15 protein-coding genes are annotated in these 24,152 nt (G+C 66.6%); 6 read left to right on the top strand and 9 right to left on the bottom strand.

Annotated elements, in window-relative coordinates; genetic code table 11:
* Nucleotides 1-71 precede the first annotated feature (71 nt).
* From ACCQ06_RS00355 to ACCQ06_RS00345, 3 genes are all read right to left on the bottom strand, one after another.
* Nucleotides 72-1,217: a saccharopine dehydrogenase family protein gene (locus tag ACCQ06_RS00355; RefSeq protein WP_316689830.1), complete on the bottom strand. Its 1,146-nt coding sequence runs from the start codon at nt 1,215-1,217 to the stop codon at nt 72-74.
* A gap of 66 nt (nt 1,218-1,283) precedes the next feature.
* Complete coding sequence (locus ACCQ06_RS00350; RefSeq protein ID WP_316689829.1) at nt 1,284-2,141, bottom strand: hypothetical protein; 858 nt, start codon at nt 2,139-2,141, stop codon at nt 1,284-1,286.
* A gap of 305 nt (nt 2,142-2,446) precedes the next feature.
* The gene (locus tag ACCQ06_RS00345; RefSeq protein WP_372364762.1) at nt 2,447-3,001 is read right to left on the bottom strand and encodes a hypothetical protein; all 555 of its coding nucleotides are present in this window, start codon (nt 2,999-3,001) and stop codon (nt 2,447-2,449) included.
* A gap of 275 nt (nt 3,002-3,276) precedes the next feature.
* Here ACCQ06_RS00345 and ACCQ06_RS00340 point away from each other — a divergent pair, with 275 nt between their 5' ends.
* Entirely contained in the window at nt 3,277-3,543 is a 267-nt protein-coding gene (locus ACCQ06_RS00340) for a hypothetical protein (RefSeq protein WP_372364759.1), read from the top strand.
* A gap of 499 nt (nt 3,544-4,042) precedes the next feature.
* On the opposite strand, the gene ACCQ06_RS00335 is transcribed toward ACCQ06_RS00340, so the two are convergent.
* From ACCQ06_RS00335 to ACCQ06_RS00320, 4 genes are all read right to left on the bottom strand, one after another.
* Entirely contained in the window at nt 4,043-5,653 is a 1,611-nt protein-coding gene (locus ACCQ06_RS00335) for a M56 family metallopeptidase (RefSeq protein ID WP_316689826.1), read from the bottom strand.
* A gap of 3 nt (nt 5,654-5,656) precedes the next feature.
* The gene (locus ACCQ06_RS00330) at nt 5,657-6,046 is read right to left on the bottom strand and encodes a BlaI/MecI/CopY family transcriptional regulator (RefSeq protein WP_104617140.1); all 390 of its coding nucleotides are present in this window, start codon (nt 6,044-6,046) and stop codon (nt 5,657-5,659) included.
* Nucleotides 6,047-6,727: 681 nt separating this feature from the next.
* Nucleotides 6,728-7,537 carry a pirin family protein gene (locus tag ACCQ06_RS00325; RefSeq protein ID WP_316689825.1) on the bottom strand — a complete coding sequence of 270 codons (810 nt, stop codon included), beginning with the start codon at nt 7,535-7,537 and terminating at the stop codon, nt 6,728-6,730.
* A gap of 129 nt (nt 7,538-7,666) precedes the next feature.
* A complete protein-coding gene (locus ACCQ06_RS00320; RefSeq protein ID WP_316689824.1) occupies nt 7,667-8,077 on the bottom strand; it encodes a DoxX family protein in 411 nt (136 codons plus the stop codon).
* A 165-nt stretch (nt 8,078-8,242) separates the two neighbouring features.
* Between ACCQ06_RS00320 and ACCQ06_RS00315 the strand changes: the two genes are divergently transcribed.
* Nucleotides 8,243-9,115, top strand: a complete 873-nt coding sequence (locus tag ACCQ06_RS00315) for a LysR family transcriptional regulator (protein ID WP_316689823.1) — start codon at nt 8,243-8,245, stop codon at nt 9,113-9,115.
* A 99-nt stretch (nt 9,116-9,214) separates the two neighbouring features.
* On the opposite strand, the gene ACCQ06_RS00310 is transcribed toward ACCQ06_RS00315, so the two are convergent.
* Complete coding sequence (locus ACCQ06_RS00310; RefSeq protein WP_228325477.1) at nt 9,215-10,090, bottom strand: LysR family transcriptional regulator; 876 nt, start codon at nt 10,088-10,090, stop codon at nt 9,215-9,217.
* A gap of 102 nt (nt 10,091-10,192) precedes the next feature.
* On the opposite strand from ACCQ06_RS00310, the gene ACCQ06_RS00305 reads away from it, so the two are divergent.
* A complete protein-coding gene (locus tag ACCQ06_RS00305; protein WP_228325471.1) occupies nt 10,193-11,128 on the top strand; it encodes an NADP-dependent oxidoreductase in 936 nt (311 codons plus the stop codon).
* A gap of 35 nt (nt 11,129-11,163) precedes the next feature.
* Nucleotides 11,164-12,033 carry an NmrA/HSCARG family protein gene (locus tag ACCQ06_RS00300; RefSeq protein WP_316689822.1) on the top strand — a complete coding sequence of 290 codons (870 nt, stop codon included), beginning with the start codon at nt 11,164-11,166 and terminating at the stop codon, nt 12,031-12,033.
* Nucleotides 12,034-12,309: 276 nt separating this feature from the next.
* Here ACCQ06_RS00300 and ACCQ06_RS00295 read toward each other — a convergent pair whose 3' ends face one another.
* Nucleotides 12,310-14,709 (bottom strand): penicillin acylase family protein, encoded by a 2,400-nt coding sequence (locus ACCQ06_RS00295; RefSeq protein WP_316689821.1) that lies wholly within the window; start codon nt 14,707-14,709, stop codon nt 12,310-12,312.
* A 383-nt stretch (nt 14,710-15,092) separates the two neighbouring features.
* On the opposite strand from ACCQ06_RS00295, the gene ACCQ06_RS00290 reads away from it, so the two are divergent.
* Nucleotides 15,093-23,762: a glycoside hydrolase family 94 protein gene (locus tag ACCQ06_RS00290; RefSeq protein WP_372364753.1), complete on the top strand. Its 8,670-nt coding sequence runs from the start codon at nt 15,093-15,095 to the stop codon at nt 23,760-23,762.
* Nucleotides 23,759-23,980 carry a hypothetical protein gene (locus ACCQ06_RS00285; RefSeq protein WP_104617132.1) on the top strand — a complete coding sequence of 74 codons (222 nt, stop codon included), beginning with the start codon at nt 23,759-23,761 and terminating at the stop codon, nt 23,978-23,980. The genes ACCQ06_RS00290 and ACCQ06_RS00285 overlap by 4 nt, the downstream gene beginning before the upstream one ends.
* Nucleotides 23,981-24,152 lie beyond the last annotated feature (172 nt).

The raw sequence follows: 24,152 nt of genomic DNA, 5'->3' as shown, positions 1-24,152 counted from the left end.
GCGCGTCGGCATCTACACGCATGCGCGCGGATCTGTGCCGACTTCGCACGGCAGCACGCTGTCGCTACGATTCACGGTGTGGGGTGCAACCGCCCCCGTCCTGACGGACGCGTCTCCACCACGTCGGTGTGCATCTGCCAGGCGGCAAATTCCTGCTCGAAGTCGGCCAGGGTCAGCAGCCCCATGCAGGCGTGCGCGCCGCTGGGCAGCACCTGCCCTGCGGCGAGTTTGCGCACCAGCAGGATCGCAGCGAAGCAGGGGATTTCCGGGCCGTGCAACATCGCCGCGGTGAGGTCCCAACGCACGGTGAGCGGCTGTCCATCGCGCTCGCCGGCCAGCTCCACGCGCATGCCGCCCAGGTCGGTGCCGAAGCGGTCGAACCAGCGCCCTGCGCGTGCGAACGCTGGCGCCAGACGCGGTATCGGCACCGGGACACCGCGCTGGCGTAACCAGGCCAGCGCGGCCAGGCAGCGCTGCAGGAACGACACCTCCAGCGCGGCGCGAAACTGCACGCTACGCACGCCGGGGTAGCGCTGCGGCAGCAGGTCGTGGTCGGGCACATCGCAGGGCGATGCCAGCCGCGGTGCCAGCTGTGCAAACTGCACACGCTGCGGCGATGCCCAGCCCACCACGGTCTGCCAACGGCCCTCGCTCCACGACGTAAACGGCGTGCCGCAGTACGACAGCGCCGCACGCACGGTGGCCAGCCCCAGCGGCGTGCCCTGCGCGGGCGCGATCACCATGCCAATGGCGTGCAGGGTCGACAAGCGCGGCAGCAGTGCGTCGATCACTGCACTGGACAGTGCGGGTAAGGTGCTGGCACCGCTGATCGCCACGCGACCAGCGTGCTGTGCCAGGTCGTGCAATGCGGCCGGAAAATCGCGCACGAACGCGCGGCCGTCGGCCAGGTCGATGTAGTGCATGCCGGCCTGCAGACAGCTGCGCGCCACCGCATAGTCCTGGCCCTGGAATGGCCCGGCGGTGTGCACCACCACATCGGCGGCAGTGGCGGCCAGGCGCGTGGCGAAATCGTCGGCGGCACTATCCAGCCGGCATGCGGAAATACGGCCGGGCGCAGCTTCGGGCCAGGTCGCTGCGATCGCGCCGGGATGGCGCCCGGCAGCAATGACATGCAGGTGTGGCAAGGCGGCCAGCGCCCGCACGATGCGCGCACCGAAGTGCCCATAGCCACCCAACACCACCACCCGGTACGTCATCGCCTGCTCGCCCTTCCGCCAATGCCCTGCAGTATCGGCGAACCGTGGCCGCCGCGATCAACGCGATCAACGCGTCACAGGGCTTGCCAGGCCGTTGCGGATGGCCTCACGCATGACGTGCCGCGCCTGGTCGTCTGCACGCGCGCTGGCCGCGGCCTGTTGCGTGGCCAGATCGGCCTGCTGCGCAGCGAGCGCTTGCTGTTGCGTGGCCAATGCCTCGATCTGCTGCTGCGTGCTGCGTTGCCTGGCCGCGTTGGCCTGCTGCGTCGTGGACGTGGCCGGCCGCGCCGCAGCGGTGTCGCGCGTGAGCGAGGCACGTGCCTGCGCAACGGCAGCGGCCGCATCACGTGCCGCCACGGTGGCCATCTGCGTTCCCAACGCCGCTTGCTGCTCGCCCAGCCGGCCCTGCCGCTCGCCCAGCGCACCTTGGGCTTCGCCCAGCTGGCTGACCGGCGCGTACAGCACGCGGATGCGCTGCAGGGTGGCCGGATCGCGCACCACGTAGCTCTTGCCACCGTTACGAAACCACAGCAGTGCGCCCGTGTTGCCGGCCAGGCGACGTGCGCGGGCCAGATCCTCGGTGGAGCCATGCATCAGGGCCTCGCCGTCTTCAATCAGCACATACGCATCCTGATCGGGGCGATCCGACAGGGTGAGATGGCCATACGTGGTCACGTCGCCGGCCGGCGTGCGCGTGGGTGTCGCTGGTGGTGCCGGTGCGTGCGGTGCAGTGGGCATCGCGGTCGCGGCAACTGCAGCGAACGGGGCCAATGCAATGGCAGGTGTTTGCGTACCGAATGCCGGCGCAGTTTCTGGCTGACCGGCTGATCGCGCGGCCAGACATGGCGTCAGCACGCTGGTGAGCGCAAGCGCCAGGATGGCCGCCACGCCAGCGCGTGCCGATACAGGGGTGATGTGCCACATGGGAATTTCCTTGTGTGGATAAGCTTGGGAAAATCTGTCGTATCGATGCGCAAGTGCTACGCACGATCTCGTCTTGCAGTGCTACCGATTGCAGTGCGGCAGCGGCGAAGCGAACGCAGGTTTGGCGTTGCTTGCACATGTCGTTGCTAGGTGCTCGACAAGCACGGCTTGCGGTTGTTGGTGCTGTCTGACGAATGCCTCGCGTTGCAAGCGTGGTGCACTGGCCGCAGCAGCACGTTGTGCGCCGTTGAAGAGGCAGCCGTCACGGTAAGCCTGCGTCTACGCCGGTTCGCAGCTGCTGCTAGCTAGCCAGTCACCCGCGTCGCCCGGCCACTGGCAAGTGCTTCGCGCAGGACGCTCAGCGCCTGGCGGGTGGCCAGTCGCGTGGCGCCGGCCTGTTTTCTGGCGAGCACGGCCTGCTGTTGCGTCAACAGGCGCTGCTGCTCTTCCAGGGCCTGTGTGTCGTTGGCAGCGGCCTGCACCGGTTGCGCCGCTGTTGCCACAGACGCAGGCGTACCAGCGGCGGCGAGTTGCGCGGCAAGCGCTTGCTGACGCGCTTGCACACTGTCCTGGGCCGCGCGCAGTTGCAGGCTGCGCGCATAGCCAGTGCGCAGCCGATGCAGCAGGCCCGGATCGCGCACGACGTATTGCACACCGTTGGCCCGGAACCACAGCACCCAGCCATTGGCGTTGATATACCGACGTGCGGTCTGCAGATCGTCGGTGGTGCCGTGCATGAGATGGCGCTCGCCCTGCAGCAGCACATAGGCATCGCCATCGTCCTGGAGGTCCTGCGCGTTGCTGCCGCAAGCGGCTTTGGTCGATCGCGCGCCGGATGCGACGTGCCTGAGGCGTGGCATCGAAAGCGCAGGCGTTGGTGTGGGCATCACTGCGGGAGAGATCGGCGCAGCCGGGGGAGCCAGAGGCGCGTTTGGATGCGCGGGCTGTGCAGGCGCGACCGGTGCTGGCGTTGCCACGGACGTGGCGGAGGCCGATGGCGCCGAAGGGGCGACCGGCGCAGCAGCGGATGCGAAGGTCGAAGCAGCGCGCGGCGCAGCGTGATGGGCCGGCGCAGGCCCTGCGGACGGTAACGGCATCGCGGCTGCGTTGGCTGCGTTGGCTGCTACTACCGGTAATGTTGCTCTGGCTGGGTTTGTTGTTGCTGTTGTTGCTGTTGTTGCTGTTGTTGCTGTTGTTGCTGTTGTTGCTGTTGTTGCTGTTGTTGCTGTTGTTGCTGTTGTTGCTGTTGTTGCTGTTGTTGCTGTTGTTGCTGTTGTTGCTGCCGGTGCTGCCGGTGCTGCCGGTGCTGCCGGTGCTGCCGGTGCTGCCATCAGCATGGGCGCAGCGAGCGCGCCGAGAGCAAGCAGCAAGGCGCGGCGCAGACGCTGCTGTGGGAACGTAATCTGATGCATGTGCGATCTCCTTGGGGATGTGGGTGCCGCCCGCCGGTAGCGGTCAGGCGGATGGGGCAATAGCGAACACACGGCCACGGCGTTGCCGACGCTGGTTGCGTCGAGACGTGCTGAGTCGATGAGCGGGTACGTGGCTTAACCCGCGTGAGTGGAGTGCGGTGTCTGGTGCTGTGCGCGATCACTGCAGTGGTCGCGCTGGATAAAACGGTCGATCAGGTGGAGCGGTTACCGAACACCTGCACTGCCAGTGGACGAGCCAGCTACTGCCGCTTCTGTCATGCCCAGCGGCAAGCCGTGAGGTGCCTGCATGCCGGCCGCCGCCGGCGCAGAACAATCAGCGATCAGCCATCACCAGCGCCGTGTCTACCGGGCACGGCGCTGCCTACCTGGCGACTGCAGGCCATACCTCACGCCTGGCTGGTGCGCTACGCGTTGGATCTCCTGACGCGCACTGCCGTGGCAATGCGCGCTGTGCTGCGGCGCAGGTCGCTAGTTGTCTTGGTCCGTGCCGGCCGCGGAATGTTGGGCACGCGCGGCGTTGCGGCGGTCCTGGCGTGCGGCTTCCTTGTCCGCTTCGGCCTGATGGCGGCTCAACTCGGCTGCCTGGCGGGCGGCGGCAACATAGGCGTATTGCGCGTTGCGTTGTTGCAACGCCACCTCGCGGATCTGCTGCGCCGCTTCACGCACCTGCTGCTGCGCGTCCTGCTTGGCCTGCTCCAGCTCGGGGCCGAGCGACTCCAGTTGCTCGCGTGCTTCTACCAATGCGTCCTGCGCCGCCTGCAGCTCGTCCTGGCGCATCTGTGCATGCAGATCGCTCGCCTCGACGGCCTGCTGTGCGGCGGCCCGTGCCTCCACATCAGCGGCCTGCGCACTGCGCGTGGCCTCGTCGATGGCGTCGCGGACGTCTTGCTGTGCATCGGCATCCCAGCCGGTGGTCTCCATGTGCCAGCTGTCTTGCGCGCCCGGCGCATCCAGCACGCCCGCCAGCACGCCGTTTGCCGGTGACGCGGGAACTGCAGGAGCGGCCGGTGCCGCAGGCGCTGCCTGCAGCTGCAGTGGCGCAGCGCCATCGGCACTGCGCATGCCGTGCGACATCGCCGGCGATGCGCTGGCGGTGACCACGACCGGCTGCAGCGCAGGCGACGCCAGCGGCGCGGGCATGGCGACCAGACGCAGCGGTGCCACGCCCAGGACCGCCACCGCGACCAGCGCACGCGCGCCCCAGCCCGGTGTAGCGTTGGTGTTTTGCAACATGATCAAGCGGCGCTTGAGGCTCAGAAAACTCGGCGATGCGCTGGACACCCCGGCCACCGGCGCTGCAGACACCCCAAGGCTGACCAGCAGGCGGCCATAGTCGTGACGGCAGCGCACGTGACCGGCGACCACCGCCGCATCGCAGGCAGCTTCGCGGGCGATGGCGTATTCGCGCGCGGCCAGATGCAGCAGCGGATGGAAAAAGAACACGTGCTGCGCCAATGCCGGCAGCAGCCCCCACAACAGATCCTGCCGACGCAGATGCACCAGCTCGTGGGTCAGCGCCATGTCCAACTCATCGTCGCTGATGCTGGCCAGGCGACGGGACGGCAGCAACAACACTGGCCGCCACAGGCCGATGAGTTGTGGCGAATCGATCTGCGCGCTCAGGCGCAACGGCGGTGCGTGGCGCAAGCCGTGCGCATCGGCGGCCAGTTGCAGGGCCGCCAGCAGCGCTTGATCGGTGCACGGCTCGGTGGCCTGCACCTGGCGGCGGCTGATCCGCCACGCCACGGCGCTGCGCGCCAGCATCACCACCACACCGGCCAACCAGGCCGCCACCACCCAGCGGACCCACAGCGACGGCGATGCACTCGGCAGCGCCGTGACCGTGTCCCCAACCGCCTGCGCCACCGGTGCGGCGGCCGGCAACACCGCCAGCTCGACCGGCGCCACGAACAGGCCCAACACCGCCTGCAGCCCCACCATCCACCACAGCCAACACTGCGTGGATGCCGGCAGGCGCGGCATGGCTTTGCACAGCAGCCACACCACCGCCACCAGCGCGGCCGATTGCAGGCTGGTCATCGCCAGCCGCTGCACCACCACTTCGAACAGGCTCTGCATGACTCAGCTCTCCTTGCGCTGCGATTGCAGCTTGGCGACCAATGCTTCGAGTTCGGCCAGCTCGGTATCGCTGACCTCGTCGGCGCGCTGCGACATCCACGCCACAAACGGCGATACCGAGCCCTGCAGCGTCTTTTCCACGAACTGCCCCACCGCACCGCGCACCACGTCGTCCTGCCCGGCGGTGGCGCTGTAGCGGTACATGCCATCGACTTGCCTGCGCCGCAGGAAGCCCTTGGTACGCAAACGCTCCATCATGGTCAGCACGGTCGAGCGCGCCAGCCCGCGCGGCTCGCCGAACGCGGCCGCCACTTCGCCCACGCTGGCGTGGCGCTGTTCTTCGATGTATTGCAGCAGGGCCAGCTCCTGGTCCCCGATGGTCTTAGCGCTCATCTCGTGCCCCATGACTACAGATGTCGCTACCGTAGACATGACTACAGCTGTCGTCAATAGGTCGGATGGCAGGGGGTCGTACGGATGATGACTTCAAAAGCAGAGGCCGCTGATCGCTTTGATGCTGCCAATAAGGCGGATGTGGAAACACTGCCATAGGCCAAACGCTCCGATCAGTCGATGCGTACCGGGCATCGCAGTCGAAGCACTTGGGCTATCGCAGTGCCTTCAACACCCCATTGTCGTACGTGCCTTCCAAAGCGGTTGTCAGATCGCAGCGCCGCTGGTGACCCTTGGCACCCCAGGGGCGATGGCCTGACTGTGGCGAGCTGCGACGCAATCAACGGACCAAGGAACGTTGATCCAGGCGTTGTCGTTGAACCGATGACAGCGCCGCTTGAGCGGGTACCGGCATCAAGCGTCGATGCGCCTGGCATGTATCAAAGCCGGGATTAGACGTCCGCAGAGTCCTTGCAGAACCAGGCATCAGCTTTGCGGCCCGCAACGTCACTGTGCAACGGTGTCTGATGGGAACAGGGTTACCCGACGCAGGGACAACCACCACACAACATCGATTGAAGCGCCGCGTCGGAAACGTGCCGATGTCGCTTCAAACAGCGAGGCCTTTACTCATTGCCAGGAGTAAAGGCGTCTCGTGCCGCTTGCCCTTGAGCATCGCGTTTACTTGAATACCGGCGTCGTGCCGGAAGCAGTCGTGCGGTCGCCTGCTGCCTGCATCTGTTTCCCAAGCGTGCGGATGCGCTCTTCACCGATGGCGAGCGCGTGTGCAGTGGTGTGCACCGAGTAATAGCCAAGGTGCAGTGGGTGCGGATGTGGAATGGCCGAGCCGAGCACGAAGACTGCATCGCTGTTGCCAGGCGCCTGCAGCACGATGGGCGCGCCGTTATCGGCAAAGACCACCAGTTCGCCGCGTTGCAGCAGCTCACCGGCATCAAGGGTGCCACTGGCTACTGCCAACCACCCGACCAAATGACAGGCAGGCGGGTGGTAGGTCCAGCGTTCGCCGGGTTTCAAGGTGACCAATAGGTAATTGATGCCGTCAGGGGCATCGACCGGACTCTGCGCGCCCTCGTAGCGACCGATCACCACATGCGCGGGGCCGGTCTCGGCCATGTGCTGCGCTTCGATGTAATGGCTTTGCGGTTCCGCCAGCTCCACGGCTTCAGGCAGTGCCAGCCATAGTTGAAATCCCTGGATGCAGGAGGCGTCGGCTGGCGGAACCATTTCTTTGCCATGCCACACGCCGATTCCGGCACGCATCCATTCCACTCCGCCATAGGCAATCGTGCCGCGACCGGTTGTCTGGTCGTGGTAATGCATGCTGCCTTCGGTAAAGACCGTGACGGTGGCGATGCCCGAATGCGGATGCAGCGGCATGCCCGACATCGTGTGGATGACCGAACCCTGCGCATCGAAGATGTCGAGGAACACAAACGGCTTCAGCACCTGCCCAAGATCGGACGGGCTCATGAGCCGGGTGATGGGGCCGCCGGAGCTGTTGCCGCGTCTGCGGTGGACGATGGCGCGCGGCGCGGCAGCTGGCGCTTCTGTGGCGGGGAACGAAGGCTGCAATGAGAGAGTGCGCATGGCAGGCCCCGATCAAACCGAACGCGTTGCGCGCAGCACCGCGGCAATGCGGGCGCGATGCAACCAGGCGATTGTCGCGGTCACCGCCATCAGCAAGATCGCCGGCACCGGGCTGCCGCCGATAACGAACAGATGCACACCGGTCGCCACCAACATCATGGCCGCAAGCAGTGCACCGCTGAGCGCAAACGTTGTCGGTAGCAGCAATGCGATTGCCCCGATGATTTCGATCGCACCGGTCACGATGCGCAACCACTGACCGAGGCCGATGTGATCGAACACCTCGACCATCATCGGAACGCCGGCCAGCTTGACCGCACCCGCAGCGAAGAACGCCACGGCGGCGAACACGCGCAGGGTCCAGGAAAGGCCGCGAATGAATCGCCCGGCACTGGGCTGGTTGGGAATGGACGAGGTGTGCATGAGGTGTCTCTCGAGAAAGGATGTGGGCGAGGGGGCCGGGGTGGACGCGAATGGCGTTCCCGGTCAGAGCGTCTTGCCTGGCGCCCGTGAGCCCACTGTGGCGTTCCGAATACAGCTAAGCTAGCCGCGCGAAGCGACATGCCGTGTCGCAGAAACAGGGACGCCATGGAATTCGAAGACCTGCGGACGTTCGTCGAGGTGGCAGACGCGGGCGGGGTCTCGCCAGCAGCCAGGCGCCTGGGGGTTGCCAAGTCCATCGTCAGCCGCCGTCTCATTCGGCTCGAGGACGCTTTGGGGATCCAATTGCTCGCGCGCACCACGCGGGGCGCTGCCGTCACCGAGGCAGGCGCGACGTTTCGCGAGCATGCCGCGCGGATGGTTGCCGAGATGGACGTGGCGCGCGAGACCATCTTGCCCGCGGGCGATCTGCGTGGCCGCCTGCGTATCGCCGCGCCGCTGACGTTCGGCCCTACTCATTTGGCGCCGGTGCTTGCCGAACTGGCCAGCCGGCATCCGGCGTTGCAGATACATGCCTGCTACAGCGACCGCTTTATCGACATCGTCGCCGACGGTTTCGACTGTGCGATCCGGTTGGGATATCTCACCGATTCGAATCTGGTCGCGCGCCGCGTGGCGCCGATGCGCGGCAGCTTGATGGCCACTCCCGCGTACCTGCGCAAACATGGCGAACCTGATACGCCACAGGCGCTGCTGACGCACGAGGCGCTGCTGCAAGGCACGGAAAGCTGGCGGTTCATGGACGGCGACAAGCTGGTGACGATCCATCCACGCGGGCGCTTCAAGGCCGACAACGGCACTGCGATTGCGGCAGCGGCGCTTGCCGGACTCGGGATCGCGGCACTGCCGGATTTTCTCGTGGCCGAGCATCTTGCCTCCGGCGCGCTGGTTCGCGTCATGCCCAGGTACCCGTCTCCCGAGGCCGGGCTTTACGTCGTGCGGGCGCCTGCCGCGCATCCTGCGCGCAAGATCCGTGTTCTGACCGATCTGTTGATCGAACGCTTCGGTGGTGGTGTTTGAAGCACGGCGGCGCCATTTTGGGGTGATGCCGCCCCTCTCGCCTGGCCGCGACGTCGGCCGGCCGGCACGCACTGGCCCGCGCAGCCAGATGCAGCCGCCCTAGCCCTTCAGCACCAGCGATACATCGGGATATCTATCGCAGATGAAGTCCACGAAGGCACGCACCTTCGGCGCCGCCAACCGTCTGGACGTGTGCAATACCCACAATGCGGGCTCCACGCCGGAGACCGTGCCCCACTGCACCAGCTCACCGCAGGCGAGTTGATTCCATGCGATCGACTGCGGAATCAACGCCACGCCGCCACCTGCAAGCGCCGCATCGCGGACCATCAGGAACGAGGAAAACCTCAACCGTGGAATGGGCTCCAGGACCAGGCGCCCGTCATCCAGAGCCCATGTGGTCGGTTGGAAGCTCGACGTTACGACAGCGGCAATTGGCGCGACCGCGCTGCTGGTTGGCATGGCGATGCTGGGCGCGGCGACCACAACCAGCCGATCCTTGGCAAAACAGCGACCGACCAGGCTGCTGTCCGGGCTGGGGTTGATGCGGATGGCCACATCGAACTGTTCTTCCACCAGATCGACCGTGCGGTCCTCTGCCACCACCTCCAGCGTGATCTCCGGGTAAGCCGCACAAAACTCTGCGCCGATGCGCCCCATCGCCAATTGCGAGAACAGCACCGGAGACGCCACACGCAGACGGCCGCGCGGCGTTGAAAGCCCTTCGCGCGCAGCCGCCATGGCCTCGGCCACCTCGCTCAGCGGGACCTCGGTGCGCTCCATCAGCAACTGTCCGGCCTCTGTGAGCCGGAGGCCACGGGCGCTGCGCTCGACCAAGCGCACCCCCAGTTGCTCCTCGAGCTCGGCGATGCGACGGGACAGGGTCGCCTTCGACCGGCCACTGGCACGGCTGGCCTTTCCCAGGCCCTGGTTCGCTGCGACCAGGGCGAAATCGATCAATGCATTCAGATCCATGGTGTTCCAGATTTGAAACCAGGCGTCTATAGATTGGCGTCTTCGTATTACCTGCGCAACGCCATACAGTTTGTTCATCGCAACGCCAGACGAGCAACTGTCATGAGCACCACCCAACGCGCAGTCGTGATTCGGGCCTACGGCGGCGCCGATGCCGCCGAAGTGGCCACCACCGCAATGCCCCACGCCGGAGCCGGCCAGGTGCTGGTGCGCATCCGCGCCGCCGGCATCAACGGCATCGACTGGAAAGTCCGCGCAGGCTTGGTGCGGGAGGTCTTTACGCTGCCCTTGCCGGCCGTGCTGGGCGCCGAACTGGCCGGTGTGGTCGAGGCCGTCGGGCTCGGTGCCACGCGCTTTCAGGTCGGTGACCGGGTCATGGGCGCCATGGGCGCGCTCGGCGCATTTGCCGAGTTCATTGCGGTAGACCAGACCAAACTCGCACGCACTCCCGATGGCCTGGACGACGTGCATGCCGCTGCCATGCCGGTTGCTGCGGTGGCCGCCTGGAAGAGCCTGCACCACGCAGGCCCGCTCGCGGCAGGCCAGCGGATCCTGATCCATGGCGCAGCAGGCGGGCTGGGCGGCTATGCGGTGCAGTACGCCAAGCGCGCTGGGGCGCAGGTGGTCGCAAGCGCATCCACCGAGCACGTCGACTACGTGCGCAGCCTCGGCGCGGACCAAGTCATCGACTATCGATCGCAACGCTTTGAAGACCTCGTTGGCGACATCGACCTGGTGCTGGACTACGTCGGCGGCGATGTCCTGGACCGCTCGTGGCAAGTGCTCGCGCCGCACGGCGCGATCGTCGGCACCACCTCGCCGGACATCCTGGCCCGCACACCGCGTGGCCGCCGTGGCCTGTGGTTCATGAACACCCCGGACGTCGCGCTGCTGGAAACCCTGGCCGCACAAGTGGCCAGCGGCGCGCTGACATCCAAGGTCGGCGAGATCGTCGGTTTCGCCGAAATCCCGTCAGCAATCGAACGCAATCGCACCGCTTCGCGAGCCGGCAAGGTCGTGGCGGACATGTCGCACTAACTCACCCATCTACCCATCCACAGCAGGAGCGTCACATGAGCATTCTCGTTACCGGTGCCACCGGCACCATCGGTTCCCTCGTCGTCCAGGGCCTGGCCGACGCCGGCGCGCAGGTCCACGCACTGGTGCGCCAGACAGGCAAACGCGCATTTCCAGCCGGCGTCACCGAGGTTGTGGCAGACCTCACCGACGTTGCATCGATGCGCGCAGCACTGTCGTCGGCACGCACCTTGTTCCTGTTGAATGCGGTGACACCGGACGAAGTGACGCAGGCGCTGATCGCATTGAATCTTGCCCAGGAAGCAGGCATCGAACGCATCGTCTACCTATCGGTGATCCATGCCGACACATTCACCAACGTGCCGCACTTCACCGGCAAGCACACGGTCGAGCGCATGATCGAAAGCCTGAATATTCCTGCGACGATTCTGCGTCCGGCGTACTTCATGCAGAACGAGGCGATGATCCAGAAGACTATCGAAGGCTACGGCGTCTATCCGATGCCGATCGGCGCGACCGGTGTTGCCATGATCGATGCGCGCGACATTGCAGACATCGCGGTGATCGAGTTGCTGCGACGCGACCGCGCACCTGCAGCACTTGAGCGCGTCACGCTTGAGCTGGTGGGCCCGCATGCCGTGACCGGCGCTTCCGTCGCGAAGACCTGGAGTTCAGCACTCGGTCGCGAGATCGCCTACGCCGGCGACGACGTGGCGGCATTCGAAGCACAGATGGCTGCGTATGGCCCCTCCTGGCTGGCATACGACATGCGCCTGATGATGGCCGGCATCCAGACATTCGGCATGCAGGCAGCAGATGGCACGGTGGAAAAATTGCAGGCGATCCTGGGCCGCCCGCTGCGCTCCTATGAAGACTTCGTGCGCGAGTCAACCGCGCGGGTTTAAGCGCAGGGCACGCAGCAAGCGGGGTTAGTCCACGCTTGCTGCGCGTGTGCTGGTTCGGGTTCTGATTTCCGCTTGCAACATAGTGAGTGCGAGCGCCTGCGGAACGACGCAGGCGCTCGGGTGGAGTTAACGACGCAGGCTTTCTTCGGGCAATGGCTGCGCAGTCCACTGCTTGGACCTCGATGCCGCTTCAGGCCTTGGTCCCTGCATGCCAGATGCGCGTTGAAGGTCATCTGCGCTCTTCTTAGCCGACGGTCTGCTGCAGCCATCCACCGATCAGCGTGGCGTGGCCGGCACCAGATCGAACACTTGCTCGGTCGCCGCGTCGACCGCCGCACGCGTGTACAGCAACGGGAAATATTTGCCGTGCAGCCACAGTGGCGCCAGATCGCGGTAATGCGGGCTGGCCGGGTCGCCGGATTGGCCGGGGTAGTTCACCGCACGCGAATTGTCCCAGTCGCCCAGGTCGATGATCAAACGTGCGGACGGGCCGATGGTCTGGCGGAAATCTTTGGGGTCGTAGCTGGATTGATTGGGCGTGTACGGGCTGCCGCCCTTGGCGAATGGGCCGACATCCAGCCGCGCGCGTTCGCTGCCGAGCGCTGCGCTCATCGCATGGGTAACGGTGTTGGTGTGCAGCTTGCCCCACTGCCATTGCGCCGGATCCGGCCCTTGCCGGTCGACCAGCGATTGATAGGCGCTGCGCAGCGACTCCAGCAGCAACTGGTCGCGGCGTGCGGCGGGGGTTGGACCGAATGCGGCGCCCGGATGCTCCAGCGCATCCATCAGCACCGCGGCATCGGGCATGCCGAAGGTGGCCGCCTCTGCCGGCCGCAGGACCAGCGCTTTGTAAGCCGCGCCGAGATAGCTGCTGAACCACACTTCTTCCAGCGCGGCAGCGGCAGAAGTCGCACCGACCTCACCGTTCCACGGCCGCAGCAGTGCCAATGCCGCGTTGGTCGCCGGGTCCTGCGCGTGCAGCGGTTGCAGCAAGGCCACCAGCCGCTGTGCCAACAACGACACCTGGTCGTTCTGCAACTGCTGCGAATCCTGCAGGGTGACCTTGGGCAACCGCGCGAGTACCTGGGTGATGCGTGCGTGCCGCGCGTCGTTGGCCCATTCGAAGCCGATCTTGCGCGCCAGGGATGGATCGCCGGCCGGCAGATTCATCTCGTTGGACGTGGTGATGAAGCCGGAGGCGGGGTTCTTCGACGAGGGCAGCACATCGCTGTTCCAGAAGCCGTTCCACTCGTAGCGGCCATCGCCGGGAACCGGCAGCAACCCATCCGAACGTTCGCGGCGCGGGGTCATGCCGGCCGTCGCCCAACCGATGGTGCCGTGCACATCGGCATAGAGCTGATTCACCGACGGCGCGCCCCAGTGCGCGAGCGCGTCCTTGAACTGCTCGAACGATGCGCTGCGCAGATAACGCAGCGACCCCAGGTACGGCGCACTACCGGGTTGGCTCCAGACCGAGCGAATGGCGTAGGCCATGTGCTTGTCCGCATCGACATAGATCACCGGCCCATGCCGGGTGAATTGCAGCTCCACCGGTACCGATGCAGCGTCGCGCACCGCAATGGACTCGTGCTGCGTGCGCATCGGTTCCCAATGGCCCTGGTACCAATACGACGTGTGATCGGCCGGGTTCAGACGATAGACGTAGAGATCTTCCTGATCGATGTTGAAGATGGTCAGGCCGAAAGCGCTGGTGCGGTTGTGGCCGATCGCGATGCCCGGCGCGGTGGGCTCGCCGGCGCCGATGATGTCCAGCCCCGGGCTGTTGAGATGCACGAAGTAACGCAGGCTGGGCACGGTGTACGCGCGGTGCGGGTCGTCCGCCAACACTGCATGACCGGTGGCCGATTTGTGCGGGGCAATCACCCAGTTGTTGCTGCCTTCTGCAGCGGCTTCTTCTTCCGGACGGAGTGCTGCGATGTCTGCGATGGCGCTGCGCGGGTGGGTATCGGGGCTCAGCCTGGGGCTTTGCGTGGCCAGTTCGTAGACTTTCAACACCCCGTCCGGAACGCAGGGATCCAGTCCTTCGGGCACCTTCGTGGTCCAGGCCGGCTGCAGTTTCAGCCGGATCGCGTCGACGCGCAGCGCGGCCTTGCAGGCGACCTTGGCGCGGGCGACCTCGCTTTTGACGTTGCGGCTCAAACCGGTGGTGCGGATGCGCAATACGTCCTCGGGCGACCATGTCTGCGGCCGGTAGCCGAAGGTGCGGAATTCGTACGGCAACGCCTGTGGGTGCGCCTCCAGCCAGGCGATATAGGCATTGATGCCGGCAACGAATCGGCTGACGTCGCGCTGTGCATCGGGGCCGTAACTGGCCCATTCGGCGTGCATGTCGCCGCGATACAGAAACAGCCGCGACGCGCGGTCCTGTTCGACATAGGCCGGCCCGAACGCATCGGCCAGATGGCCCAGCCCTTTGCGGCGCAGCAGGTCGAGCTGAAACAGGCGGTCGCGCGCGACGTTGAATCCCTGTACGAAGAATGCGTCGTTATCGGTGCGGGCGTAAATGTGCGCTACGCCCCAGCGGTCGACGCGAATCTGCGCCGGCTGCTCCAGTCCGGCCACGGTCATGGACGATTGCGATGGCGCGGCGTTGCCGTGCAGGCTCAGGCTGCTCAGCAGCAGGCACAGTACCCACCGGTGTGTCGTGTGGAGCATGGATGACGCCTTGTGAATGCATGAAGGGAAGATGCCGCACGCCTGCGTGCGCGGAAACAGGCAGCGCTATAGCGTGCCGCATTGGCAGCGTGTGCTCACACCGAATGCAGAATGCCGGGCGCGCCAAGCGAATCATGCCGGCAACGACCTGCAGCGCGGGTGCAGTTCAAAGCATCGCGCTAAATGTGCACACGCGCACATGACTGTCGCGTCGGCTTGATCGCACGCTGCACGCCTGCGTTCGACGATGCCATCCACCGCCATCCACCGCCAACATCACCCGGCAGCGCGCGTTGCACATGCATCCCCGTTCACATGCCGCCTGACGCGAGCGCGCATGATCGTCGCTCTAGCGGCACCGATGCTGCACAGGCAATGTCTCCATGCCGCCAAAGCGGAAAGCGTCTGCGTTCTCTCTCTGGTGGCAATCGATTACCCAACCAGCAGTATCACTGCAAGCCCATCCGGTCCGTGATGCGGTCGCACCTGGCGTGGCCTTGCTCGGCGACGAGCAAATGGAAACGCTGGCGCGCACGCTGGCAACCTCGCACGCGCTCTATACCGGCCCGGCACGCGAGCTGTTGTTGTCGGGGCTCAAGTTCAACCAACGCGCGCTCGACGGTGCGGCGTCGCGCCTGACCGAGATGGTCGCCGCTGGCGTGCGGCTGCACCCTGCCGGCGACTGGTTGCTGGACAATTATTATCTGGTCGAAGAGCAGATGCGCCTGGCGCGCCAGCATCTTCCGCCGGGTTACAGCCGCCAGTTGCCGCGCCTGCGCACGCCAAGCTCGATCGGTCTGCCGCGGGTCTACGAGTTGGGTTTGCAAGTGGTGGCGCATGGCGACGGGCGCGTGGATGCAATCACGCTGAGCCGTTTCATTGCGGCCTATCAACAGGTGGCGCCGCTCAAACTGGGCGAACTGTGGGCCATTCCGATCATGTTGCGGCTGGCCTTGATCGACAACCTGCGCCGCATTGCCGACGGCATCATGCGCGACGGGCGCGACACTGCCCTGGCTGCGCAGTGGGCGGTCATGCTCAATGCCACCGCCGCCACGCAGCCCAAGGATGTGGTGGTGGTGGTGGCCGACATGGCGCGCTCGCAGCCGCCGGCCAGCGGCGCATTCGTTGCCGAACTGACCCGCGGCATCCAGGGCCGCGGCCCGGTGTTGTCGATGGCCAGCGCCTGGGTGGAACAGTGGCTGGCCAGCGAGGGCGACAGCGTCGAAGGGAGGGTGCATGCCGAAAGCCAGCGCCAGGCGGCCGAGCAGGTGTCGATCAGCAACAGCATCGGCAGCCTGCGCTTTCTCGATGAAATGGATTGGCGCGAATTCGTCGAAAGTATGAGCGTGGTCGAGCAGCGCCTGCGCAGCGATCCGGCCGATGTGTATGCGCGCATGGATTTCCAGACCCGCGATGCCTACCGGCATGTGGTGGAGCGCCTGGCTCAGCGCATGCAGTGCGACGAACCGGCGGTGGCCGACACCGTGCTGCGACTGGCCGCGCAAGCGCATGCGGCAGAGCCGGTGGCCGCACACGTGGGTTACTACCTGGTGGATGCGGGATTGCCGCTGTTGCGTGCCGCGCTGGGCGATCCATCCACGTCCGCGCGCCCCACGCCATTGCCGCGCGGGCGGCGCGCACGCCGCGTTGCGCTGCCGGTGTATCTGTTGCCGATCGCATTGATCGCCCTGCTCTGGACCGGCCTCTTGCTGCAGGGCGTGAGCGCACTGCCAGCGGCGCTGTGGTGGATCACCGCCGGTCTCGCGCTGCTGGCCGCCAGCGAGCTGGCCATCGCCCTGGTCAACTGGGTGGCGACGCTGTGGGTGCGCCCGCATCCGTTGCCGCGCATGGACCTCCGCCTGGGCATTCCACCGGATTGCCGCACGCTGGTGGTGATGCCGAGCATGCTGGCCGGTGCCGATGCCATCGATGAGCTGGTCGGCGCATTGGAGGTGCATTACCTGGCCAACCGCGACGCGCAGCTCTATTTCGCGCTGCTCACCGATTTTCTCGATGCCGCGCAGGCGCTGTTGCCGACGGACATGGCGCTGGTGGCGCATGCGGCGCAGCACATCGACCGGCTCAACGCGGCGTATGCCGACGCGCATGGCGATCGGTTCTTTCTGCTGCACCGCGCCCGCCAATGGAACGCGGGCGAAGGGTGCTGGATGGGCGCAGAGCGCAAGCGCGGCAAGCTCGAAGCGCTCAACCGCCTGCTCTGCGCCGACGATGCGCCGCTACAGGCAGCCAGCGACTTCCTGCAGGTGCAGGGCGATGTCGCCGCACTGGTGCAGGTGCGCTATGTGATCACGCTCGACAGCGACACCCATCTGCCCCGCGATGCGGCGCGCGCATTGGTCGGGGCGATGTCGCATCCGTTGAACATGCCGCGCAGGGATGCGTCCGGGCAGATCGTGCAAGCCGGTTACGGCATTCTGCAGCCTGGCCTGGGCACCGGCATGAGCGAGGGCGGCGAATCGCGCTTTGCGCGCATGTTCGGGATCGAACCGGGCATCGACCCGTACACGCGCGTGGTGTCGGACGTGTATCAGGACCTGTTCGGCGAAGGCTCGTTCATCGGCAAGGGCATCTATGCGGTGGCGACCTTCGAGCAGGTGCTGGCCGGCCGCTTCCCCGACAACCGCGTGCTCAGCCACGACCTGCTGGAAGGTTGCTATGTGCGCGCCGGTTTGCTCAGCGACGTGCGCCTGTACGAGCGTCATCCGCAGCGCTATGCCACCGATGCCAAGCGTCGCGCGCGCTGGGTGCGCGGCGACTGGCAGTTGTTGCCGTGGCTGCTGCCGTGGGTGCCCGACCGGGGTGGCCGGCACGCGCGCAATCCGCTGTCGTGGTTGTCGCGCGGCAAGCTGCTGGACAACCTGCGCCGCAGCCTGGTGGCACCGGCCGCCTTCGGCCTGTTGCTGATCGGCTGGCTGTGCTCGCCCACGCCGCTGCGCTGGACCGCGTGGCTGCTGGTGCTGTGGCTGCTGCCGGGGCTGTGTTCGGCGCTGTATGCGCTGGCGCACCCACCCGAAGGTCTGGGGTTGCGTCATCACGCGCGCCAGGTGGGCGCGGGGCTGCGTCAGACCCTGCTGCGCACCGGCGTGGTGCTAGCGTGCCTGCCGTTCGAGGCGGGACTGCAACTGGCGGCCATCGCCCGCACGCTGCTGCGGATGGCCATCACCCAGCGCCATCTGTTGCAGTGGGCACCGTCCAGCGAAGTGGAACGCAGCGCGCGCAGCGGCAATGCCGAGCATCGCCTGATGGCCGGCGCCGCCTGCGCCGCGGCGCTGGTGATCGCGGCGGTGGCGTGGTGGTCGCCGGCGGCGTTGTGGGCGGCACTGCCGCTTGGCGTGGTATGGATGGGCGCGCCTTGGCTGATGGCCTGGCTGGGCGAGCAGCCCGCCGCGCCGGTGGCGCAGCTGTCGCAGGAACAGCGCGATTTCCTGGGCAGGTTGTCGCGGCGCACCTGGGCGTTTTTCGAAACCCACTGCAGCGCGCAGCACCATTGGCTGCCGCCGGACAACGTGCAGGAATATCCGGTCACGGTGGTGGCAAACCGCACCTCGCCGACCAATATCGGCCTGGGCCTGCTGGCCAACCTGGCCGCCTACGATCTGGGCTACCTGCCCGTGGCCGGCGTCATGACCCGCGTGGCCGATACGCTGGCCACACTGGAATCGCTGCCGCGCCACCGCGGGCATTTCTACAACTGGTACGACACCGAAACGCTGGCGCCGCTGTTGCCGCGCTATGTCTCCACCGTCGACAGCGGCAACCTGGCCGGCCATCTGTTGACGCTGCGGCAAGGCTTGCTGGCGCTGGTGGATGCGCCAGCGGTATCGATGGCGGTGTTCGATGGGTTGGCCGACACGCTTGGCGTGCTGAGCATGCAAGCGACGCCGCGCAGCGATGCCGCCACTGCCGCACTGGGTGGGATGACGCAGCGCGTGCAGGCGATCCGCAACCAGCCCACGCCGACCCTGCACCAGGCCGATGCCGCCCTGCGGCTGCTGTTGGCACAGAGCCAATCGCTGCTGGCGTCGATGCCGAGCATCGGCGATGACGAAGAACCGTGGCCGCAGCGCTTGGTGGACTGTTGCAAGGCGACGTTGGACGAGTTGAGCCAGTGCACGCCGGCACTTGCCAGCCCGCCTCCGCACACAGCGGAAGCGCCCTCCCAGGCGATCGCCACGCTGCGGCAACTCGCCGACGGCAGCCAGCCGCCGCAGGTGCAGACCTGGGCCGCAGCCCGTGTGCAGGAGCTGCAGCGGCTTGCGCATGTGGCCGGGCAGTTGGCGCAGATGGACTACGATTTTCTCTACAACCGTGCCCAGCAGTTGATGTCGATCGGCTACAACGTCGACGACCGGCGCCTGGATAGCGGCCATTACGACCTGCTGGCCTCGGAGGCGCGCTTGGGGCTCTTCGTGGCCATCGCCCAGGGCAAGCTGCCGCAGGACAGCTGGTTCGCGCTCGGGCGCACGCTGACCGACACCGGCACCGAGCCGACGCTGCTGTCGTGGAGCGGCTCGATGTTCGAGTACCTGATGCCCGACCTGGTGATGCCCAGCTACCCGCAGACGCTGCTGAGCCGCTCGATGCGTGGCGCGGTGCAGGCGCAGATCCGCTACGGCGCGGCGCGCGATGTGCCGTGGGGCGTGTCCGAATCGGGCTACAACACGGTCGATACGCGGCGCAATTATCAATACCGCGCGTTCGGTGTGCCCGGGCTCGGACTCAAGCGCGGGCTGGGCCAGGATCTGGTGATCGCGCCCTATGCCAGCGCGATGGCGTTGATGGTCGAACCGGATGCGGCCTGCCGCAATCTGCAGCAACAGCAGGCGCTGGGCTTCGGCGGCCGCTTCGGTCTGTACGAGGCGATCGATTACACGCCCTCGCGGGTGCCGCGTGGCGAACAACACGCCGTGGTGCGCTCGTTCATGTCGCATCACCAGGGCATGGCGCTGCTGGCGCTGGATCACGTATTGCGCGATGCGCCGATGCAACAACGCTTTGTCGCCGATCCGCAATTCCAGGCCACGTTGTTGCTGTTGCAGGAGCGCGCACCGCGTGCCGGCGTCTACGTCAAAGGCCTGGTCGAAGCAGCCGAACGCCCGGTCGCCACCGAGGCGGGCATGGCGTTGCGTATCCATCGCGACCCCAACATGGCGCAGCCGGCGTTGCAACTGCTCTCCAACGGGCGTTACCACGGCATGTTGACCTCGGCCGGCGGTGGCTACAGCCGCGCGCGCGACATGGCGGTCACCCGCTGGCGCGAGGACGGCACCCGCGATCACTGGGGCACGTTCTGCTATCTGCGCGATGTGGACAGCGGCGCGGTGTGGTCGGCCGCGCATCAACCGACCTGCGTGCCGGTAGAGCGCTACGAAGCGATCTTTTCCGATGCAAAAGCCGAATTCAAGGGCAGCCACCAGCGCTACGACAGCCATCTGGAAATCGCCATTTCCGCCGAAGACGATGTGGAACTGCGCCGCTTGCGCATCCGCAACCGCTCGCGGCAGACGCGAGTCATCGAGATCACCACCTACGCCGAAGTGGTGCTGGCGCCGGCCGCCTCCGATGAGGCGCATCCGGCTTTCAGCAACCTGTTCGTGCAGACCGAGATCCTGGCCGACCGACAGGCCCTGTTGTGCACACGCCGCCCGCGCGGGCACGACGAGGCGCAACCGTGGATGCTGCATCTGGTGGCGGTACACGATGCCGATGTGGCGACGATCTCCTACGAGACCGACCGCGCCGCGTTCATCGGGCGCGGACGCAGCACCCGCAACCCGGCGGCCCTGAGCGAACAGACCGCGCTGTCGGGCGCGGCCGGCTCGGTGCTGGACCCGATCGTGGCGATCCGTTGCCGTCTTTCGCTGGCGCCCGATCAGCAGGCGCAGGTCGACATGGTCTATGGCGTGGGCACCCAACGCGCCGCTTGCACCGCGTTGATCGACAAGTACCGCGACCGCCGTCTGGCCGACCGGGTGTTCGATCTGGCGCTGACCCAGAGCCAGGTCACGCGCCGGCAGATCAATGCTTCGCTCGCCGATGCGATGCGCTACGAGCGGCTGGCCGCGCGCGTGCTGTTCGTCGACCCGCAACTGCGCGCCGACAACGAGGTGCTGCTGCACAACCACCGCGGCCAGTCGGCGCTGTGGAGTCACGCCATCTCCGGCGATCTGCCGATCGTGCTGTTGCGCATCACCGACCCGGACAATCTCGAACTGGCGCGCCAGCTGGTGCAGGCGCACGCGTATTGGCGCCTGAAAGGCCTGCGTGCGGATCTGGTGATCTGGAACGAAAGCCAGGCCGGCTATCGCCAGCAGTTGCAGGACGCCATCCTGGGCCTGATCGCCGCCGACCCCGAAGCCAATGTACTCGACCGCCCCGGCGGCATCTTCGTGCGCGCCATCGAACACATTTCGCAGGAAGACCGCGTGCTGTTGCAGACCGTGGCACGCGCGATCCTGAGCGATGCCAACGGCACCCTGGACGCGCAACTGCAGCGCCACCCCAGCGCACGTGCGCACCCGCCGCTGCTGGAGCCGATCCAGCAGCTGGACAGCGCCGAGGCGTTGGCCAGCACGCATGCCGCTTACCTGGACCACACCCTGCAGGCCGCAGCCGAAGAAGCGGTGCTGTTCGACAACGGCCTGGGCGCTTTTGCCGCCGACGGCCGCGAATACCGCATCACCCTGGACGAAGGCACCGCCACGCCGGCGCCGTGGTGCAACGTGATGGCCAATGCGCAGTTCGGCAGCGTGGTCAGCGACAGCAGCCCCGGTTACAGCTGGGCCGAGAACGCGCACGAATTCCGGCTCACGCCGTGGCATAACGACCCGGTCGGCGATGCCTCCAGCGAAGCGTTCTATCTGCGCGACGACGACACCGGGCAAGTGTGGTCGCCGATGGCGCTGCCATGCCGTGGCAGCGGGCGCTATACGGTGCGCCACGGCTTCGGCTACAGCGTCTGCAGCCATATCGAACACGGCATCGGCAGCGAGCTTTGGGTGTTCGTCGATGTGGAGCGGCCGATCAAGTTCAGCCATCTGCGGCTGAAGAATCTGTCCGGGCGTCCGCGCCGGCTCAGCGTCACCGGGTATGTGGAATGGGTGCTCGGCGACATCCGCGCACGCTCGCAACTGCATGTGGTCAGCGAGGTGGATCTGGGCAGCAGCGTGCTGACCGCGCGCAACCCGTACAACACCGAATTCGACGGGCGCGTGGCGTTCTTCGATGCCGATGCGCCCAGCCGCAGCATCACTGCCGACCGCAATGAGTTCCTCGGGCGCAACGGCAGCATGGCCGCCCCCGCCGCGCTCACTCGGCAGCGGCTGTCCGGGCGCGTCGGTGCCGGCCTGGACCCCTGCGCGGCGATCCAGATTCCAGTGACGCTGGCGGCCGAACAGAGCTTCGAAACGGTGTTCCGCCTGGGTGCGGCCGCCGATCGCGCCAGCGCACTGACGCTGGCACGTCAAAGCCGTGGCGTGGCCACCGCGCACACCGCCTTGCTGGCGGTGCGTGCGCATTGGCAGCAGACTCTGGGCACCGTGCAGGTGAGCACGCCCGATGCGGCGGTGGATCTGCTGGCCAATGGCTGGCTGCTCTACCAGACCATCGCCTGCCGGTTCCTGGCACGCAGCGGCTACTACCAGTCCGGTGGCGCGTTCGGCTTCCGCGACCAGTTGCAGGACAGCATGGCGATGGTGCACGCGCAGCCGGCGCTCACCCGGGCGCATCTGCTGCGCTGCGCCGCGCATCAGTTCGTACAGGGCGATGTGCAGCATTGGTGGCACCCGCCGCAGGATCGCGGCGTGCGCACGCAGTGTTCGGACGATTTTCTGTGGTTGCCGCAGGCGCTGTGCCGCTATCTGGACACCACCGCCGATACCAGCGTGCTGGATGAGCGCGTGGGCTTCATCGACGGGCGCGAACTCAAGCCCGACGAAGAATCCTATTACGACCTGCCGCAGCTCACCGGCAATAGGCAGTCGCTGTATGCGCATAGCGTGCTCGCGCTGCAACGTGGCATGGCGCGGCTGGGCGAGCGCGGCCTGCCGCTGATCGGCAGCGGCGACTGGAACGACGGCATGAACCGGGTCGGCAAGGATGGCAAGGGCGAGAGCGTGTGGCTGGGCTTTTTCCTCTACGACACGCTGCTGCGGTTCGCAGACGTGGCCGCGCAGCGCGACGATGCGGCATTCGCCGCCACCTGTCGCACGCATGCACAATCCTTGCGCGCGTCGCTGGAACAGCACGCCTGGGATGGTGGCTGGTATCGGCGTGCGTGGTTCGACGATGGCACTCCGCTGGGCGCAAGCGACTCGGACGAATGCCGTATCGATTCGTTGTCGCAGAGCTGGGCGGTGCTGTCCGGCGCGATGGACCCGGCGCGCATCGCACAGGCGATGGCCGCGATGCACCAGCATCTGGTCGACACCGACGCCGGCATCGTCAAGCTGCTGATGCCGCCGTTCGATCGCACCGAACACGACCCCGGCTATATCCGTGGCTACGTCCCCGGCGTGCGCGAAAACGGCGGCCAGTACACCCATGCAGCGGTGTGGGCGACGATGGCCTTCGCCCAGCTCGGCGACAGCGCGCGGGCCTGGCAACTGGCCGGTATGATCAACCCGATCCATCACGCCCGCGATGCTGCCGGCGCCCAGCGTTACAAGGCCGAACCCTATGTGCTGGCCGCCGATGTCTACGCGGTCGCGCCGCACGCCGGCCGCGGCGGCTGGAGCTGGTACACCGGCGCGGCCGGCTGGATGTACCGGCTGCTGACCGAATCGCTGCTGGGCCTGCAACGGCATGGCGAACGCATGCACATCGTGCCGTGCATCCCGGCCGGCTGGCCGGGCTACCAGCTGCGGTATCGCTTCGGCGCCAGCACCTACGTCATCGATGTCACCCAACGCCCAGGTGGCGCGGCGCGGCTGGAGCTCGACGGTGTGGTGCAGGCCGAGCTTGCTTTCACTCTCATCGACGACGGGGCGGTCCACGCTGTGGCGCTGGACTGGCCCGGAGATGCGACATGAGCTTGCGCACACGTACCCACACCAATCATCAGCTCTCCGAGCTGGGCAAGATGCTGTCGGTCTGGCCGCAGCGGGTGCGCGACCCCAGCCAGTTCTGGCCGCAGTTCGATGCACTGGCGCAGGATATTCTGGACGAAGCCGCCGACGCCGACCTGCAGCGGGTGCAGGACCGCCTGCAACAGTTGCTGCACCGTCATGGGCTCACGCGCACGCAATAAGCGTCCCGCAAGCGGCGAGAATGCCGCACCAGAAAGTTGGTCGGTTGCCGGGTAAAAAGCTGAGCGTCTTGCAAGTTGCATGGGCTTGGTGGTGCGGGTCGCAGAGCGACACGATAGCTAACCAATCAGAAGAACGTCCTGCATTGCCTGCACTATGCGCACCGACCATTTC

Origin of the sequence: Xanthomonas sp. NCPPB 4467, assembly GCF_041475665.2 — a bacterium.
Lineage (GTDB): Bacteria > Pseudomonadota > Gammaproteobacteria > Xanthomonadales > Xanthomonadaceae > Xanthomonas > Xanthomonas dyei.
This window is presented reverse-complemented; position numbering and strand designations above follow the sequence as displayed.